This window comes from Flavobacterium hibisci (assembly GCF_020026925.1).
In the GTDB taxonomy this organism is placed as follows: Bacteria; Bacteroidota; Bacteroidia; order Flavobacteriales; family Flavobacteriaceae; genus Flavobacterium; species Flavobacterium hibisci.
On record NZ_JAIQDW010000001.1, the window covers coordinates 75,850 to 94,244 of the forward strand.

The 18,395-nt window shown below is 36.4% G+C and carries 10 protein-coding genes; 5 read left to right on the plus strand and 5 right to left on the minus strand.

Annotation, left to right across the window (positions count from 1 at the left end; translation table 11 throughout):
• From K8B81_RS00285 to K8B81_RS00305, 5 genes are all read left to right on the plus strand, one after another.
• The gene (locus tag K8B81_RS00285; RefSeq protein WP_223678105.1) at nucleotides 1–1,980 is read left to right on the plus strand and encodes a RagB/SusD family nutrient uptake outer membrane protein; all 1,980 of its coding nucleotides are present in this window, start codon (nucleotides 1–3) and stop codon (nucleotides 1,978–1,980) included.
• A 336-nt stretch (nucleotides 1,981–2,316) separates the two neighbouring features.
• Complete coding sequence (locus K8B81_RS00290; RefSeq protein ID WP_223678106.1) at nucleotides 2,317–6,849, plus strand: glycosyl hydrolase; 4,533 nt, start codon at nucleotides 2,317–2,319, stop codon at nucleotides 6,847–6,849.
• A 226-nt stretch (nucleotides 6,850–7,075) separates the two neighbouring features.
• Nucleotides 7,076–8,203: a glycoside hydrolase family 43 protein gene (locus tag K8B81_RS00295; RefSeq protein WP_223678107.1), complete on the plus strand. Its 1,128-nt coding sequence runs from the start codon at nucleotides 7,076–7,078 to the stop codon at nucleotides 8,201–8,203.
• A gap of 82 nt (nucleotides 8,204–8,285) precedes the next feature.
• Nucleotides 8,286–11,885: a family 78 glycoside hydrolase catalytic domain gene (locus K8B81_RS00300; RefSeq protein ID WP_223678108.1), complete on the plus strand. Its 3,600-nt coding sequence runs from the start codon at nucleotides 8,286–8,288 to the stop codon at nucleotides 11,883–11,885.
• A gap of 28 nt (nucleotides 11,886–11,913) precedes the next feature.
• Nucleotides 11,914–13,920 carry a DUF2264 domain-containing protein gene (locus K8B81_RS00305; protein ID WP_223678109.1) on the plus strand — a complete coding sequence of 669 codons (2,007 nt, stop codon included), beginning with the start codon at nucleotides 11,914–11,916 and terminating at the stop codon, nucleotides 13,918–13,920.
• Between the two features lie 39 nt (nucleotides 13,921–13,959).
• Here K8B81_RS00305 and K8B81_RS00310 read toward each other — a convergent pair whose 3' ends face one another.
• From K8B81_RS00310 to K8B81_RS00330, 5 genes are read right to left on the minus strand one after another with little or no spacing between them, the layout of a single operon-like run.
• Complete coding sequence (locus K8B81_RS00310) at nucleotides 13,960–15,588, minus strand: sensor histidine kinase (protein WP_223678110.1); 1,629 nt, start codon at nucleotides 15,586–15,588, stop codon at nucleotides 13,960–13,962.
• Nucleotides 15,589–15,593: 5 nt separating this feature from the next.
• Nucleotides 15,594–16,607, minus strand: a complete 1,014-nt coding sequence (locus tag K8B81_RS00315; protein WP_223678111.1) for an ATP-binding protein — start codon at nucleotides 16,605–16,607, stop codon at nucleotides 15,594–15,596.
• Nucleotides 16,600–17,016, minus strand: coding sequence for an anti-sigma regulatory factor (locus K8B81_RS00320; RefSeq protein WP_223678112.1), 417 nt, complete (start codon nucleotides 17,014–17,016; stop codon nucleotides 16,600–16,602). The genes K8B81_RS00315 and K8B81_RS00320 overlap by 8 nt, the downstream gene beginning before the upstream one ends.
• Nucleotides 16,997–17,371, minus strand: coding sequence for an STAS domain-containing protein (locus tag K8B81_RS00325; protein ID WP_223678113.1), 375 nt, complete (start codon nucleotides 17,369–17,371; stop codon nucleotides 16,997–16,999). The genes K8B81_RS00320 and K8B81_RS00325 overlap by 20 nt, the downstream gene beginning before the upstream one ends.
• Nucleotides 17,372–17,409: 38 nt before the next feature.
• The gene (locus K8B81_RS00330) at nucleotides 17,410–18,240 is read right to left on the minus strand and encodes an STAS domain-containing protein (protein WP_223678114.1); all 831 of its coding nucleotides are present in this window, start codon (nucleotides 18,238–18,240) and stop codon (nucleotides 17,410–17,412) included.
• Nucleotides 18,241–18,395 lie beyond the last annotated feature (155 nt).

Here is an 18,395-nt window from a genome sequence, read left to right on the forward strand (position 1 = left end):
ATGAAAAAATATATAAAAAATAGCATCTCAACATTTTTACCTTTAGTAGCCGCTGCTCTTTTGGTTTCCTGTTCAGAGGATTTTCTGGAGCCGGATCCACTATCGTTTTACGAACCGGAGACTACATTTAGTACAGAATCCGGCTTGCAGGCAGTTTTGGCAAGTGCCGATAAGGGGTTGCGCAATAATTATATTCATTATAAAAGTGCCGGAAATAGTGTGCCTATTGGTACAGAATATGTTTTCTCAGATATGGCAAAGTATGGAAAGACAGATAATAGCAGTACAATTTCTGATTTTGCAAATACTATAGTGCCTACCGGAAGTTTTAAAACAGATACAAATGATGATTTTTACCTCGGATTTTATTGGAGTGAGGCTTATACCGGTATTAAACATGCCAATACTATATTGACCTATATTGATAAGGTAACAAGTTTATCTCAGGAAGTTAAAAATAAATATATCGGTCAGGCCTATTTTCATAGAGCGTACCGCTATTTAAATCTGGTATATCAATTTGGTGATGTCCCGTTGATTACTAAAATTCTGGAAGTTCCAAAACAGACTTACTATTCTACTAAAAAAGAAGCTATCATCGAAATGATTACAGCCGATATGGAAAAAGCTGTAGAATGGGTTCCGGAGCAGTCAAAATTGCCTTATTTAGGTGTAGTGAATAAAGGCGCATGCCGTCAGCTGCTCATCAAATGTTATCTGGCATCCGGAAGGTTTGCAGAAGCCGAAGCTCAGGCCAATATTCTGATTAATCAGTCTGGTTATTCTTTGATGCAAAGTAATTTTGGAACGTTTGATCCGGGAGGGAATCCACAAACCTGGGCCATTACAAGAAATGTTATATGGGATTTACACCGACCTGAAAATAAGATAATTGCTGCCAATAAAGAAGCCATCATGGTCATGCCAAACGGAGGAGTACAGTCATTTTTGTCATTTGCTTCTATGAGAATTTTTGGTCCAAACTGGAATTCAGGTACGCTAACCACACCAGATGGTAAACAAGCAGCTGGACGTTTTGCTTCAAATAATTCTAATTATCAGGCAAAATATGATTATGCAAGAGCATTAGGACGTGGTATCTCTACGATTAGTGCTTCCTATTATTCGCAACATCCTATGTGGGTCGTAAACGGTATTGAAGATAAGCAGGATCTTAGACACAATAATACTGTTGGTAACTGGGTCAATATGGAGGATCTTAAATACAGTGACAAGACTTCTGCCTACTACCAGCAAAATTTCAGAATGAAACATAATGGAGTTTTATTATCAAAAGATACTCTTCGTGAATGGTTTGATTTTCCGTTGTATAAAATCTATCTGCATGATGTTGTTAATGAAACGAATCCAAATGCAACCGATTTTCAGGGCGCCAGTACGGGAAGTAAGGCACATTGGTACTTATATCGATTGGCAGAAACGTATTTATTAAGAGCAGAAGCACGTTTTTATCAAGGCAATGTTGGTGGAGCAGCTCAGGATGTAAATGTTATAAGGGCAAGGGCAGGAGCTTCTCAGATGTACACACAGGTTACAATTGGAGATATCTGTGCAGAAAGAGGAAGGGAACTTTATCTGGAAGAGTGGAGAAATGTAGAACTAAAACGTATTTCGCATTGTCTCGCTTTAAGTGGAAAACCTGACGAATGGGGGCAGACATACAATATAGCCAACTGGGATAAACAGTCAGGGACTGATGCATCCGGAGGCAGCTACTGGTATCAGCGTATTGTACATTATACGCTTTATAACAAATATCCAAGCGGAATTGTGGTACCAAATGGCACTAAATTTTATACTATGGATAAGCGTAATAATTACTGGCCAATTCCAAACAATGCTATAACGGCAAATACTAACGGCAAATTAAGTCAGAACTTCGGTTATGACGGTTACGATCCTAACGTAAAAGTCTGGCATAAATGGCAGGATGCTGTCGCAGATGAAAGCCAGCTTTAGCATTTACTTACGGTTAATATCCAATTATTTTTACGTTCTAAATTTCAATTATTCATATACAAAAGTAGTTCAGCGGTTCAAAATCAGTTAACGATTTTGGACTGCTGTTTACTAATTATTGAAATAAATTAATTATAAAATAACTAATGTTTTAGATTAAATAAAACTATTTAAATTACTGTTATACAGTTTTTAAAACTATATTTAAAACTAACTATAGATTTTCTTTATAATTCACATTTGACTCTAAATCCAATTCATAGTTGCTATGTTTAATTCGGCAGGCAACTAGGAAAAGTATAGAATATATTAAACCAATTTAAAACAAGACTTAATATGAAAAAATTATACACTTTTATAGTATTCGGGGTTTCGGTCTTTCTGTTCCGGATACAGGCTCAGGCACCAAGTCTTCCTGTTAAAGTAAATTTGGCTACGACACTCAGCGGTTTAAAAACATTTAGTAATGGTACTGCTCCGGATGTACTCTCTTTCTCGTTATCGAATCAGACAGAGTTTACGCTGGAAGTAAAGGCTAAAGTAAATTCAGCTCAGGGCAGAGGACTTGATGTCGAAGTTAAAAACACAACAGGTCTTGGTTTCAGGACTTCTTTAGACAAAACTTCGTTTAATTATAATACCATTTTATCATCAATAGAAAATTTAAGTAATTCCGCCGATAATGCTCAGGAACAAACTTATAGATATGCGGTCAAAGATGGTTTTGTCAATATTTATCAGGAGGGACATTACCTGACTTCTAAAGTACTTGATTTTGTAAATGACAACTCCGCAGTTCCAACTGTATATGGTTCTGATAACCTTTTGGGAAGATGGGCCGGAGTTGCAGGAAATAATTCGGCAAAACCAAATGATTACGGCTGGGCGAATACCTCAGCAAGTCTTCCGTGGAATACAGCTAATTCAACCAGCGGTGTACGATATCTGGATGTGACTTCCGGGCATACATTCGAGTCTGATAATATGGCTTACAATGGTAGGATTATGTATATCCGCTGGGATAATAGTGCGTATTCTACTTCAACCTATAGTTATCCTGTAAAACTGGAAAAAGACCTGAAATACGAATTTTCGTGGATTTATGAATATGTATCTAATTCGGCTCCCGGAACTCCAATTAATGTAGCCATTTCAGCAACGGCAAATGGAACCGGAGTTATAGCCTCTAAAAGCTTTGTAACGGGAAATGCTACTAAATTACGAAAAGGTGATTTTTCTTTTATTGCAACAGCCGATGGTACATTTTACATCACGATTACCGCCGGATCAGGACTTATGGCAATTGGGGATTTAAAATTAAAATCTTCGAATTTAATCAATAACTGGGATGGTTTTGCTAATGATAATGCTGGAACGCCTGCTGCTTATGGCTGGACGAATTCATTAGGTTCGACTATTTTCAATACCGCAAATGCTGCCAGTGGAGTACGTTATATGGATGTAACTTCGGGTCATGCTTTAGAGTCGGATAATACTAATTACGCAGGAAGGTTATTGTATATCCGTTGGGATGGCGCTCAGGAAAATTCAGTTTATTCTTTTCCGGTACAGCTAGAAGCTGCTAAGGATTATCAGTTTTCCTGGCTGTATGAGTATATTTCAAATTTAGCTCCTGGCTCACAAATGAATGTTTCGGTTTCAACACTCGCTAACGGTGCAGGAACGGTTCTTTCAGCTAAAAGTTTTGTAACAGGTGCTGTCAATAAACTGAAAAAAGGAGATCTATCTTTTCAGTCTCAGACAGCAGGGACGTATTATATTAATATTACTGGCGATAAAGCACTTTTTGGTATAGCCGATTTAAAAATCCAAACCCTGCAAATGGCCAATATCGTAATTGGAAAAAATTATGCGGCCGGTGCTGTAGATATGGAAGTTAGTTCGGTAACTTTTGAAAATACAGCCTATGCTCCTGAAAAAGTGATCAGTCCTTCTGCTATAACTTCCGAAATTACGAGTAGCCTGAATGTTGGTGCTTATGCAAAATCAAGTGTAGTTTTAAACGGATCGGCTTCTTTATATTTAAAAAATGCCTATAACCCTTTAATTAATACCACTGTCAATTTAAATTCGTCAAACGCCCGCTTGTATTTTGAAAATAAAAAACCGAGCGAGGTTATTAGTTCTTATTTGCAGTATATTTCTTTAAATGGTGTTGCTGCGGGTAACGATACGAATGTTCAGGTGACCAATTATGGAAGCGGAGCCGTGGTAGCTCCTTATTCGGTAAACGAAATGCCTTTGGAAGTTTTTACAGCAGAGAATTTTGGAGGAACTTCCCAGTTATATGCAGCCGTTATGCCTCATGATGATTTAAGTTCATTTGATAATGCTATTAAATCATTCAAATTGAAAAAAGGCTATATGGTTACTTTTGCTTCAAATGCTGATGGAAGCGGATACAGCAGGGTTTATATAGCAGAAAATCAGGATCTGGAAATAGCGGTTTTGCCTGTGAATTTAAATGGAACGATTTCGTTTATCAGAGCCATGAAGTGGCATGAAGTCAACAAAAAAGGACTGGCTGGCGGAAGTACAGAGGCGATGGATGCAACTAATATTACCTGGTACTACAACTGGAATACCGGAATGAGTTCTACACCCAATATTGAATATGTACCCATAAGACAAACCAATTACTGGCCGTCATTTACTCCTGCATACACAAAAGAAGGTTATACGCATCTTTTAGGGTTTAATGAGCCGGATCGTCCTGATCAGGCGAATATGACAGTTGAAGCAGCGATAGCTTCCTGGCCGGCATTAATGAAATCAGGTTTAAGATTAGGCTCTCCTGCTACATCAGACCCTTTTAATCCGTGGATGGGGAATTTTATGACGCAGGCTGAAGCAAATAATTACCGAATTGATTATGTAGCCATTCACTGTTACTGGTACAAAACTGCTGCTCAGTGGAAAAGTGATCTGCAAAATATCTACGACAGATACAAGAGACCGCTGTGGATTACGGAATGGAACATAGGGGCAAACTGGACAGGTAATAATTTTCCGGATGGGCCAACTTTATTGACGGATGCAAATGCCATTAAACATAAAAATGACCTTGCCGCAATATTAAACGTATTAGAAACTACTGATTATGTAGAGCGTTATTCGATCTATAACTGGGTTCAGGATGCAAGAGCGATGTATGTTACCATAGACGACGCTTTTAAAACAAGAAACCCGAACTGGCAAAATTATGTATGGCTTCAGACGGCACCAGTAATTTCAAGTACTGCTACAAGTTATGTAGTATTAACTCCTGCTGGTGAGTATTATGCAAACAATGCTTCGGCGAAAGCGTATAGCTCAAACAGAGAGTATGTTTCAACATGGAAAACAAAAGCTGAAACACTGAGTTATCAGCTGTCTTCAGATTATCAAAATATTACCATAAACTGGACAGGTAATAATTCTGATTTAGTAAATAAATATATTCTGGAAAGGAAATTAACAGGCGAAAATGATTTTTCGGTTTTCTATGAATCAACAGATTACAACGTTATTAAGCAGGTTGATGCAGTTCATTCAAAAGCAGAATACCGAATCAAAGTGGTAGGCAAAGACAATACAGAATCAGCGTATTCGGCTGTACTGGTTTTTGAACAGGCTCCAATTGCTGCTACACCAGACAATATTGAAGGGAAGGCATTGTCTAAATCCATAATCAATCTAAAATGGCCGGCAGTTACAGGAGCAGAATCCTATACGATTAAAAGATCGGAAACCCTGAACGGCACTTACGCAGATGTAGCTGTATATCTAAAAGAAACGACTTTCGATGATATTAATTTACAGGAAAATAAAGATTATTTCTATAAAATAGCATCGGTAAATAATGGCGGTGAAAGCCCATATTCTACACCTTTAAATGTTAAAACAATGGCATTTGCCATTCCATTAGCTGTTACTAATGCAAGTTTAGCTTATGGAGATGCAAAAGTAAATCTTACCTGGGATTTTATGTATGATGTTGGTTTTTATGTAAAAAGAGCTGCTTCGCCATCAGGACCATTTACAACTATCGGAACTGTTACAACGAATGCCTACAGTGATGTATCAGTTTCAAACGGAACGCCTTACTATTATAAAATTGCTGCTTTTAATACTTTGGGAGAAGGCCCTGAATCAAATCTTCTTACCGCAACGCCGGCTCAGGGACAAAAGATCACGGGAAATATAATTGGACATTCAGGATCGTATCAAAGTAATGGTGCTACAATTGAAAAGGCTTTTGATGAAGATCTGACAACTTATGTTGATGGTCCAAATGCTACAGGTTATTTAGGTTATGATTTTGGTGTAAATGGTAAAGCGAGTCTTACGGATATCAGGTATGTTCCCCGCAATGGTTTTGGAAATCGTATGACCGGAAGTGAAATTCGCGGCTCAAACAGTGAAGATTACCTTAACTCTTATGAAGTTTTGCATGTAATAACGGGTACTCCGGCCAATGATGTTTTTACTCAGGATTCTGGTTTAGCAACGCAAAAATACAGATACATTTATTGGTATACACCAACGGGTAACGGAAACATTGCTGAACTTGAGTTTTACGGAAGCATCAATACAACTTTAGCTATAGACAAACTTAAGACAGAATTTTCAGGGAATATAAAAGCATTTCCAAATCCAACATCCGGACAGTTTGATATTGATTTTCCGATTAGTTTAACATCTCAGCATATTGCAATTTATACCGCTGAAGGTAAATTGATTTCGCAATCGGATTACGCTGTTGAAAATGGTAAAATTCATTTGAATCTGGAGCATAACAGCACAGGAGTATATTTTATAAAATTTAATTCGTACCCAGACAAAACAATCCGAATTGTCAAAAAATAAGAATTAAGCAGATAAAAAATAAGTTAGTTTGGTTTTATATGTTTTTGTGATAATGGGGGATTTTGAGCAATTCCCCATTTTCTTAAAAAAAGATACTGCTGCAAAATTCTAAAGAGATAATAAGATGAAATTTAAAACGAATCATTTTTGTGCTGCATGCTTATATTTTAGTTTCATTTAAAACACATAAGAAGAAATATATTAAGGTTTATCAAAAACAATTAAAATGAAATTAAAATTTTCGATAATTATAAGTTTTATTTGTTCTTTAATTTTCGGACAAAACAATTCTTTTGAGCCAGGGAAATTTTGGAAAGATACAGACGGCGTACATATTAATGCCCACGGAGGAGGTGTTATTTTTGTTTATGGAACCTATTATTGGTACGGCGAATTTAAATCCGATGGAAAAGAAGGAAATACAGCACTAAAAGGTGTCAGCTGTTATTCGTCAAAAGATTTGTATAACTGGCACAACGAAGGAATTGTACTAAAAGTAGAGGAAGACCCTAATTCGGAAATAACAAAAGGATGCATCATGGAGCGTCCAAAAGTCGTTTTTAATAAAAAAACAGGCAAATACGTGATGTGGTTTCATTTGGAACTCAAAGGAGAGGGGTATGAAGCTGCCAGAGCCGCAGTGGCCATAAGTGATTCTCCAAAAGGACCTTTTGCATATAAAAAATCATATCGCCCTAATAAAGAAGTCTGGCCAATGAATTTTAAGGAGGCATTTAAATCCCCTTCGACAGATGAACGCAATTTAAAATCGTGGAGTCCGGAATGGATTTCCGCTATTGAAAATGGAATGCTGGTGTGCAGGGATTTTAAAAAAGGACAAATGGCAAGGGATATGACAATATATGTTGATGAGAATGGCAAAGGGTATCTGATTCATTCTTCTGAGGAAAATTTGACTCTCCATATTTCTGAATTGACAGACGATTATTTGAATTTTACAAAAAAATGGACCCGAATGGCGCCTGCAGGACATAATGAAGCACCGGCAATTTTTAAAAGAGACGGAATTTATTATATGATCACCTCAGGTTGTACGGGCTGGGATCCTAACGAAGCACGTTCTTTTAAATCAAAATCTATCTGGGGACCATGGGAGACCTTAGGAAATCCATGCGTTGGCAAAGATGCTGCGCTTACTTTTTATTCACAAAGCACTTATATTTTTCCTGTTCAGGGTAAAAAAAATCAGTTTATTTTTATGGCAGACCGCTGGAAACCTGATAATCCGATTGATGGGACTTATATCTGGCTGCCGGTTATAATTGAAAATGAAAAACCAATTCTGAAATGGTCAGATAAATGGAATCTTGAAGATTTTAATCAAAAGAAATAACTAAAATTTAAGCATAATATTTATATATTTGAAAAAGTGTTGTTTTTACACTTGTTTTTTTGAAATATAAAATAAATATTGAATGAAAAAAAATATAAGAACTTTACTTTTGGTTAATTGGCTTTTTGCCGTTATTTTCAGTTTACCTTTATACGCTCAGCAAAAAGAAAATAAGGCGATACTTAGTGATGCTAATATTCACATTTGTAACCTGAAGGTAGAAAATGCAGTAACTCCTCTTGGTCTTGATGTATCTCAGCCAGTCTTTAGCTGGCAAATGGTAACCGTTGATAAAAACAAAGCTTATAATCAAACTGCTTATCAAATTATTGTAAAAAATAATCTGGGGATTGATGTTTGGAATACAGGAAAAATTGAAAGTGGAATCTCTATCAATATAAAATACAAGGGTGAACAATTTAAGCCTGCGACTTTATACAACTGGACAGTAAATGTTTGGGATCAGAAAGGCAAAAAGCACGCTGCAGAGTCATGGTTTGAAACGGGTTTACTTAATCATAAAATGGTTACTAATACCGATTCAGATAACGAAACAACTGCCTGGTCCGGAGCAAAATGGATTGGCGGTAGTCCCGATGATATGGTTTTGTACTCCCAATATCTTCCTGTTTTTAGTATCAACAGTAGAATTCAGCTGGATCAAAAATCAAAATCGACGAAAGCATCTTTAGTTTATGGTGCGAATGATCAGCGTTTAATGGATAAAAACAAAAACCTGCTTAAACTGGAAAATAAGGAAGGTGAGAGTTATATCCAGATAGAACTGAATGCAAAACCTTTGGATTCAGATGCACAGGCTATGTTAAATATTTATCGGGTAGGGTACCATCCAAATGATAAAAAAGAAATCCCTTTTAAAAGTTTTGCTATTCCGAACATACTAATTAATAAGGGAAACAAGTACAATCCTCATACTGTAAATATAAAAAGCGGTCTAGGAGTTACTAAAATTTATATTGATGGGGATTCAAAAGAAAATCTGATTGCTGATGTTAATCTCAATCCATTAGGAGCCGGAGGTGATTTTATCGCTTTTCCTGTGGTAGGCGATATAGGTTTTTTAGTGCCTAAGGGAGAAAAAGCAAAGTTTTCAAAAATTGAAATCAAAAATTACAGAAGCCCTTCAAATATTATTTTTTCTGATAAAAGCGTTGGTACAGGTATATTTTCGTCATTTAAAGAAGTAACGGTTGAAAACAATACTTACGTTGTAACAGGAGGAAATAAAGAAGCTTTCGTTCTGGCTGATCCTGGTTGGAATTCTATGCCTATGCTGCGTACCCTATTTAAAATCGATTCTCCTAAAATAAGCAAAGCACGATTGTATGTCGCAGCACGTGGGATTTACGATGTTTACTTAAACGGAAAAAAAATAGGAAACGATTATTTTAATCCCGGACTCACGCAGTACAATAAAACTCATTTGTATCAAACATATGACATAACGTCTAATATTCAGGAAGGAAATAATGTATTGGGAGCAATTCTTGGTGAAGGCTGGTGGAGTGGAGGCAGTACGTTTGTTGGTGAAAACTGGAATTTTTTTGGTGATCGCCAGTCGATACTAGCCAAATTAGTAGTTACCTATGCCGATGGCAGTGAAAAAATCATTACCAGTAATCCTGAAACGTGGACCTATTTTAACGATGGACCTATAAAGTACAGCAGCTTTTTTCAGGGAGAAGTTTATGATGCAGCAAAAGAAAAAGCAGTTGAAGGCTGGAGTACAGCTTCGTATGACGCTTCTCGCTGGCATCAGGCTGCAGCCATAGGAACTGATGGTTTTGTAAGTTCAGAAGGAACGGCTAATTTACCCAACTTTAATAATTTTTCGGATGCTCAATTAATGGGGCAATTTGGATCTACGGTTAAGGCTATAAATGAATTAACAGCTCAATCTGTTAAAGAAGTTCGTCCAGGTGTATTTGTTTACGATATGGGACAAAATATGGTTGGTGTACCCAATATTACCCTGAACAATGTAGAAAAAGGAAAGAAAATCATATTGCGTTATGCCGAAGTTTTATATCCGGATTTACCGGAATACAAAGGCAATGAAGATTTACTGATGCTGGAAAATGTCCGGGCAGCCATGTCACAGGATCTTTACATAACCAAAGGAGGTAACGAAGCTATAACGCCACGATTTACATTTCACGGATATCGTTATGTAGAAATAACAGGAATAGAAAAACCGCTGCCATTAACCGCTGTTAAAGGAACAGTATTGAGTTCGATACATGAATTGTCTTCCCATTATCAAACCTCAAATTCTTTAGTAAATAAGTTGTGGGAAAATATTACCTGGTCAACGAAAGGAAATTTTCTATCAATACCTACTGATTGCCCTCAACGTAATGAACGTTTGGGCTGGAGTGGGGATATTTCGGTTTTTTCAAGGACTGCAGTTCATTTAGCAGATGTGAAACAATTTCTCAAAAGACATATGCTGGCCATGAGAGATATTCAAAGTGAAGATGGACGCTTTCCGGATGTAGCTCCAATAGGTGTAGGATTTGGGGAAACATTGTGGGGAAGTGCCGGAATTACTGTTGTTTGGGAAAATTATCTGCAATACGGTGACCTCAGTTTATTAGAAGAGCATTACGAAGCTATGAAAAATTACATCAATTATCTGATTGCCGATATAGATCCTAAAACGGGTGTTTTAAAAGAAAGGGAAAGAGATAACTGGGGATCATTAGGAGACTGGCTGAGTTTAGAGGATTCTAAAAATGAAAAAACATTGTTCTGGGAAGCTTATTTTATTTATGATTTAGAAATTATGATGAAGGTTGCCAGCTTATTAGATAAAAAGAAAGATCAGGAACACTTTTCAGAATATTACAAGCAAAGAAAGGATTTTTTCAATAACACTTATATCGATAAAACAACAGGAAAAACATCATTTAGAGACAAAATTATAGATACGCAAACCTCGTATGTCCTGCCTTTTGCTTTTAATGTTCTGAATAAGGAAAATGCTGATCTGGCTTTACAACAGTTTATATCTTCTATAAAAAGGGAAAACAAAACCGATCAGGGCGTTGTTTGTCCGCCTTATTCTTTAATGACCGGATTCATTGGCACTGCATGGGTAAATAAAGCACTTTCAGATAATGGATATTCGAATGTAGCCTATCAGTTATTACAGCAAACTTCTTATCCGTCATGGCTCTATCCGGTCAGCCAGGGAGCAACTACCATTTGGGAACGCTTAAATTCATATACGCATAAAGACGGATTTGGCGGCAATAACCGAATGAATTCTTTCAATCATTACGCCTTTGGAGCCGTAGGTGCATGGATGTATAATTATTCGTTAGGAATAGTAAGGGATGATAATTCACCGGGCTTTAAACATTTTATTTTACAGCCTGAACCTGATACTACTGAGCAGATGACTTTTGCAAAAGGTTATTACGATTCGATGTATGGACGTATTGAAAGCAGCTGGGAAACGAAAAACGGCAAATATCAGTTCCGTTTTGTTGTGCCTGCAAATACTACAGCGACACTTTATTTACCCGCTTTAAAAGAAAGCGACATAAAAATAACTGGTAAAAAAAGCGGAATCAAATTTTTGAGCATAAAAAACAATAAAGCTCTTTTCGAAATAGAATCCGGGGAATATTCGTTCGAAACAGTTATTAGAAATTAAAATGATCAAGATTAAAAAACCTTACAAGATGTATAAATTTAGAATATTGTTTTTAGCAGCTATTTCCAGTATTTCTTTGTCTGCACAGAAAAAAGAGAATAAGGCAAATGTTTTTGAGCTACAAAATCCAGATTACAAAATTAGTCCGCAAACCGGAATGACAAAACAGCACTGGAAAAATGCAGCTCTTTATCTGCTGGAAGGAGCTTTCAGTTATATTCATAAACTGGATGACCCAATGCAATTCCCAAAACAAGAAGGAAAAAGTTATCCATCAAATCCAAATCAGGTTCCTACAGAAAAACTGGAAGGACTTTGCAGAACCTTATTCATTGCTTCGCCTTTGTTAAAGGAAAATCCGGATTTGGTGATCAACAATATAAAAGTTGCTGATTATTACAGATATCAAATAGCCAAATTAGCAGAGCCACAGAGTCCGACTTACATTGAACCGCGTGCTAAAAATGCCGGGCCAAATCAAAAGCTGGTTGAATTTGGCGCTTTGTCACTTTCGCTTCTGACCAATCCTGACGTTTTATGGAAACCGCTTCCTCAAAATCAAAAAGACGATCTGGCCAAAATCATGATTAGCTACGGTGACGGACCAACGGTAGATTCTAACTGGAAGTTCTTCAATATTTTTGTACTGAGTTTTTTTAAAGAACAAGGCTATACCGTCAATGAAAAATTATTGGTGGAATATTTAGAAAAATCATTAAAACATTATCGTGGCAATGGCTGGTACAACGACAGTCCTGCATTTGATTATTACAGTATGTGGGCTTTTCAGATGTACGGCAATATCTGGTCGGAATTTTTCGGAAAGAAATACTATCCTGAAATTGCGGCTAAGTTCATGTCAAACTTTAGCGATTTAAAAAATAATTATCCTTATTTGTTTAGCAAAGATGGCGAAATGATCATGTGGGGAAGAAGCATCAGTTACAGAATTGGGGCTGTAGTACCTTTTCCGTTAATGGGATTTCAAAATGATCCTGATATCAATTACGGTTGGATGCGTAGGATTGCATCTGGTGTAATCAAACAATTTTTGACACATCCTGATTTTATGAAAGACAACGTGCCTACGCTTGGTTTTTATGGTGAATTCGAACCGGCTGTTCAAAATTACAGCTGTCGCGGAAGCGTGTACTGGATGGGGAAAATCTTTATGGGATTACTGGTTCCGGATAATAATCCGTTTTGGACAGCCAAAGAAAACAACGGCGATTGGGATACTATATTCAAAAAGGATGAAGTTTACAATACATATCAGGGAGATTCTCAAATCCTGATTACAGATTATCCTAATATTGGGGCTTCAGAAGTAAGGGCATGGTGTCATGAAAAGGTAAAAGACGACTGGCAGAAATTCAGATCTACAGAAAACTATAACAGACTTTCCTATAACAGCGCCTTTCCGTGGCAGGCAGATGGACAAAATGGTGAAGTTGCTATGAATTATGTTATTAAAAACAATAAAGAACAATGGGAAGCCTTTAGATTATTCACTTTTAAAAAGTTTGAAAATGGTATTTATTACCGAAATGTAGTTTTAGAAACGGATGAAAATATAAAATTCGATTTAGCAGATATTCCTTTGGCTAATGGAATTTTAAGAGTTGATAAAAATAATAGCGACAAACCTGTTTCAATGCGTTTGGGGCATTATGCATTGCCAAAACTAGACAAAGAAATCGTGACAACTAAAAAAAATATAGCAGGACATGAAGTTACCATCATTGACAACGGAAAATACCAACTGGCTATGATTCCGCTTTTAAGATGGGATAAAACCGAAGTTGTAAAAGCAAAAGGATTACACCCCCAAAGCAATGAAAGCGTTGTAATAAATGTTTTGAGTGATCCAAAACCAAATAAAACAAAAATTTATGCAACTCTTATGCTCTGGAAGAAATCAGGAGAGAATTGGAAGAAAGAAGAATTACTTCCTGTAAAAATTGTGGATCAGACGAATGATGTCGTTACGATTCAATTTAATAACGGAAAAAGTAAAGCTGTTAGTTTTAATTAAGAAGTTGGATTAGAGTGTTTAAAAATTGAATCTAAAAAATCAGCTTCTTTTATTTTTTGGCAAATAAATCCAAAAAGTGGTGCCTACTCCTGGCTTACTGCTAAAATTAATCAAGCCATTATGATTCTCGATAATTCTTCGGCATAAAGCCAGTCCAATACCATTGCCACCATATTGGTCACGTTCATGCAACCGCTGAAACATATCGAATATACGCCCTGAATAAGAACTGTCCATTCCAATACCATTATCTTCAACTGATATTACATCATATTTTTCAGCTGAACCTGTAAAATTAGGATCATTTGGAATATCTCCATAACCGATTGTAACAGTAGGATTGCCGGAGTTAAATTTAAGTGCATTATTGATCAGGTTATAAAACAGTTGACGAAACTGGATATCAAGTCCGGAAACTTTAGGCAGCTGATCCACTTTTATAACAGCATTTTTTTCTTCGCTTATCAGGCTTAGATCACCCAAAACTTCTTCAATCACTTTATTAAGGTCAACTTCTTCAAAATATTGTTCTGTGTTTTCTATTCTGGAATAATTAAGAACATCTGTAATCAAATTTGATAGTCTTCCGGCAGCCAGCGTAATTCTGTCGAAATAGAATTTTTTCTTTTGATCTTCAGTTAAATCCGCTCCTGCACGGGAAAGCATAATCATAATTTTACGAAGAGGTTCCTGAAGGTCATGACTTGCAATGTAAGCAAACTGTTGTAACTCTTTATTCTTAAAACGCAGTTTCGAGTTGGCGCTCTCCAGTTCGAGCTGAATCATTTTAAGTTCTGTATTGTCCTTAAGTGTTTCAACGATCATTTTCTGGGCATTTATATCAACGAAATAAACTAGCCAGCTATTAAAAGTACCGTCTTCAGCTGTGTTTGGAGTTATAGAAACCAGATGCCAGATATAGTTGGAACCTTTTTTGATTCTGGTTTCACCAATATAATCAGATCTGTTTTGTTTTGCTCTGTTCCAGCCTTCTAACAAATTGTCAATATCTGCAGAATGAATAAAATGAGTCAGTGTTTTTCTTTCAAAAGCCAGTAACGGTTTCTCCAGATAATTTTCCAGGGATTCGTTAACAAGAAGTACATTATTGCGTTCATTGATAACACAAATCAGAATCGGAATTGTATTGGCTAATTGTTTGTATTTATTTTCACTTTCTGCAAGTTTTTCCGAAAGTGCGATTAATTCAATATTTTTCTTTCTTATTTCATCATAAGGAGATAACGGCGGCTCATATTTAAAATAATCAATAAAACCTTTTATCTTCGTTTCTGTAAGAAGTCCGGGAGACAAAACTGGCTGGCTTATTGTGGTCGTTGACTGATTGTTAGAATAACTGTATTGAATATGTCCTGAAATTTTGGATGCATAATTAAAGGCTTCCGGACTACAATTTTTTAAATCTTCAGAATCTGTAATGATGGCTACAATCTCTTTTTGGGTTGCTTTTAAAATGTTTATTCCCAGTACAAGCAAAGAATTCTTTCCTTTAGTAATAGCGCATCTTGCTACTTCAGAAACTGCCGTTGAAAATCTTGTCTGGAAAGAAGAGGGCATACCACACATTTCAGCAATTTTCATACATCGTTTATGGGCTAGTATTAAGTCCATTTCGTTGTCAAGATTTATTTGTATAATCTCTTTCATGTAACTTAGTTTATCTTGCCTGCCAAAATTGTTGCATCATCGGTACCACGAATGTTTTCCTTAAGTAAAGATGCTGCGATTATTCCGTGACTTTGCTTAAAAATAGAAGTAAAGTCGTTCAGATTCCATCTCGTACGTAATCCGTCACTATGCATGATTATAATCTGATGTTTTTTATATGGCACTATAGTATTGTTTAAGGTTCGTGGAATATTATGACCTATAATTCCGTTATATGGTGTATATGTTTTATTCTCCAGCCCATTAAAAATACGCGTATTTATGTTGCCAATACCACAAACATTCCAAACCTCTGATTTATAATCTACAGAAGCTATTGTAGCTACAAGACCTCTGGTTTTTTTTACTTTTGAATGTATCTCCCTCAGAATTTCTGCAGGATCCCATGTTATTGTCTGCCTAAAAACTTTAATTGCTAACTGAACTGCTTCATTGGCACTTTCGCCATGGCCTAAACCATCTCCCACAAATATCTGAAAACCTTTATTGGAATGTTTTACATAATACCCATCCCCGCAAAATATTTCACCGGGGTAATTAACAGCGATTGTAGTGTAATTAAGTCCCGTTTTTAGTGGAGGCAATTGAAAATCTGGTTTTTCACAGATTTTCACATATTGAACACAGCCCCAATTTTTCATCGAATAAATCTGAAAATTGTTGCTCAGCCTTTTAATCGAGCCTAATCCGTGCCCAAGCGTGTTGGAAGAGGAGTAGCCATCATGCATTATTTTAGCCACATTTTCAATTCCAACTCCATTATCAAGGCAGTAAATCTCAATCTGATTTTGATCATCTTCGACATGAGCTCTGTATAAAAGCTCACCGCCATTGGCATACTTTATAAGATTTGAAGTAAGTTCTGCTACTATGATATCTGTTTCGGCAGCTCTATGGGGTGTAAAACCAATATGAAGGGCGAGATTGTGAATTTCTCTTTTTATAAAAGCTATAAGACTTCGGTCGTCTATTTTGTAAGTGGAAAACGTATTATCCATTTTTCCATTTTGTTATAGTAACGGTTGTGCCGTTTCCCGGTTCTGATTTAATTTCAAATTCATTGACAAGTCTTTTTGTACCGGGTAATCCCAATCCAAGGCTTTTCCCTGTACTGTATCCGTCTTTCATTGCAAGTTCTATGTCTGCTATTCCGGGGCCATTATCAATAAAAGTTACCCGTACACCATTATCCCGACCATTGCTGACCGACTCAATAATGACTTTTCCGCCACCGCCATATTTTAAAAGGTTTCGAACAAGCTCACTGGTTGCTGTAATTAGTTTGGTCTGATTTAAAATGCTCATACCAAGCTTTACACCATACTCTTTTACCCGATTGCGTAAGGGTACAACATCCTGTTCTCTTAAAACTGGAACTTCTTCTTTACTATTCGTCGTCGTCTTCATACTTCTGCTCTTCGTTATCGCTTTTTTGCATTTTTGAGCGAAGTAAATCCATTCCTTTCTCTACATTAAGGGCACTTATAACACCATTTAAGGATAATCCAAGTTCAACCAGTGTAATAGCTACAGCAGGCTGCATGCCTACAACAACTGTTTGGGCATCCATTATCCTTGACATTACTGCAATGTTTCCCAGGATTCGACCCATGAATGAATCGATGATGGATACAGCAGAGATATCAATTAAGACACCTTTTGAACTATGTTTACTAATGGCATTTATTAAATCTGATTCCAGATTTTCTGCTAACTGATCATATAAGTCTACCTGAATCGTAACAAGCAGAAAATCCCCCATTTTTAGTATAGGAATTCTTTCCATAAAAAACTACAATCTTATTCTACAATTTTCCTTTTTTTCACTACTGATAATTGCAGCATCTCAAAAGCGGTCTGCAATGCACTTGCAAGTGACGCTTTAGTTGTAATTCCGCTTAAATCAATTCCTAAATGCACAACAGTCTGGGCAATTTCAGGACGAATCCCGCTTATAATACATTCTGCACCCATCAAACGTGTTGCACTTACCGTTTTTATAAGGTGTTGTGCAACAAGTGAATCTACTGCCGGAACCCCTGAAATGTCTAAAATTGCTATTGAACTTCCAGTATCTACAATTTGCTGTAAAAGACTCTCCATCACCACCTGGGTTCTGGAACTGTCTAAAGTTCCGATAATAGGCAAAGCAACAATACCATCCCAAACTGTTATAACTGGTGTTGAGATCTCACTAATTTCATCTACCTGTCTGGCAATTACATCTTCTCTTCCTTTCATAAAGGCTTCAAAAGTCATAATCATCAAATTATCTAAAATAGAATTCAGTTTTAGATTGGCATCATAAAGTTGTGCAGGATCTTTAATTAGTTCAGAAAGAATTTGTGAAGATGCTTGTTTAAATGATGTTAAGTATTGTGCATTTTCTCTTGGCGAGAAACCTCTTTTTCCTCTTGATGATGAAATTCCGATAATAAGATCTTCAACTTTTTCAAATTCTCTTGAATCATCAGAATTAGCAAGTGAACTTAAAAACAGAGAAGCAAATTCTTTTGATTCTTCTTCTTCCATTGCCCCGTCATCAGATCCGCTATCAAGAAGAATTTGAGACCATATGGTTAATAATTTGTTTTCGTGCTCTTTTAAGCCTCCCAGTAAATTGTTTTGCATTTGCTTTAAATTTGGATTTTTTCTAAACAAATATAGTTTTTTAAATCCAATATTGAGAAAAGATTTATTAAAACCCAAAATATCAATTTTATTTGCATTTGGCTGTTTCTAAAATGTGGTTATATCAGTTGATGAATGCTATTGAAAAGTACTTT